At 37.2% G+C, this 1,270-nt stretch carries 1 protein-coding gene; it reads right to left on the bottom strand.

Features of this window, described 5'->3' with window-relative positions; translation table 11 throughout:
• Window positions 1-81: 81 nt before the first annotated feature.
• Window positions 82-1,062 carry an IS110 family RNA-guided transposase gene (locus D1614_RS23615; RefSeq protein ID WP_119440459.1) on the bottom strand — a complete coding sequence of 327 codons (981 nt, stop codon included), beginning with the start codon at window positions 1,060-1,062 and terminating at the stop codon, window positions 82-84.
• Window positions 1,063-1,270 lie beyond the last annotated feature (208 nt).

Genomic DNA, 1,270 nt, shown 5'->3' with positions numbered 1-1,270 from the left:
TAACAAAGAACTAAGGTAAAAACCTAATATTTTGGTTATAATTTTTCTTTTCAAATTACTCTGCTATCTATGGGAGTAAATTCAAAAAGAAAAATTATTGGATGGGTTTACCGATTTGAAATCGGGATCGTACCTCACGCCACTTTTAGCAATAGCCAATGACTGAGCAAGCAATTTATTGGTAACTGCAATTAATGCTAATTTCTTTGATTTCCCTTTGTTAACTATCCTTTCGTAAAGTGCTTTGCATTGGTGGTTTTTACTGTAGGCAGTAAAACTACACATAAACAAATGGTTTCTTACCATGGGATTTCCCCTTTTCGAGATTCGCGTTTTGCCCCTGACACTTGAACCAGAAGCCCTTATCACTGGTGATAAACCAAAAAATGCCGAAAGCTGTCGCGAGTTTTCAAAGGTTTTGAAACCATTGGTACATACAATAAGCAAAATGGCAGTTTTACGCCCAAGCCCTGGTATGGAAAGCAAATTCGAGAGTAATTCCTGTTCATGCGTTTTTATGATGGTTTCCAATTGTGATTCGAGCAGTTTAATTTCCGCATCCAACTGGCGAATGTGTCGTTTTACCGATGTTACTACCTTGCCCTTTAATCCCTGATCTACAAAACTGTGCAGTTTGTTTTTCAGAGCCGTCCTTTGTTTGTGATAAAGGCTGATAACCGTGTGCAGATCCTTGCAATCCCTGATGTATTGAGGCTGGGGTTTCCACAAACTTAAAGGCTGTTCTTTTGCATAGCGCACAATCATTCTTGCATCACTTTTATCCGTTTTGTTGTGCTGTAACTTCATCTGGATAAAACGCTTAATCACCAAGGGGTTTACTACTGAAACTGCTACATCATTATCATGTAAAAACAAGGCCAGCTGATGATAATAGCTCCCCGTGAATTCCATCACACACCAACTTTGTGAAGTGAGTAAAAGCAAAAACGCTGAAAATCCTTCAGATGTGTTTTTAAACTGTTTATACCCCCACTTTTCGCTCCAAACATCAAATACTTTTTTGGAAATGTCAATACCAATAAATTCTTTACTTTTATGCATAGTAATATATTTAAGAAGAACGAAGCTACTTGGATATAACAACCTAAAAACAGGCTCTAAAGGCCCAAAGAACTAATCGTATTTAAGTAGCGAAAGAGTGGGGATCTTCTATGTTGACGAGTTCTCATACTCACAGTACATAATAACCTTACTCCACTCTTTCGTTCTTTCAGTTAATTATTAGAAGATAAGAAAATGTAAACTTAGG

Origin of the sequence: Maribellus luteus (genome assembly GCF_003576475.1) — a bacterium.
GTDB lineage: Bacteria > Bacteroidota > Bacteroidia > Bacteroidales > Prolixibacteraceae > Draconibacterium > Draconibacterium luteum.
The sequence above is the reverse complement of the archived record's forward strand: the minus strand, read 5'-3'. Positions and strand labels throughout refer to the sequence as shown.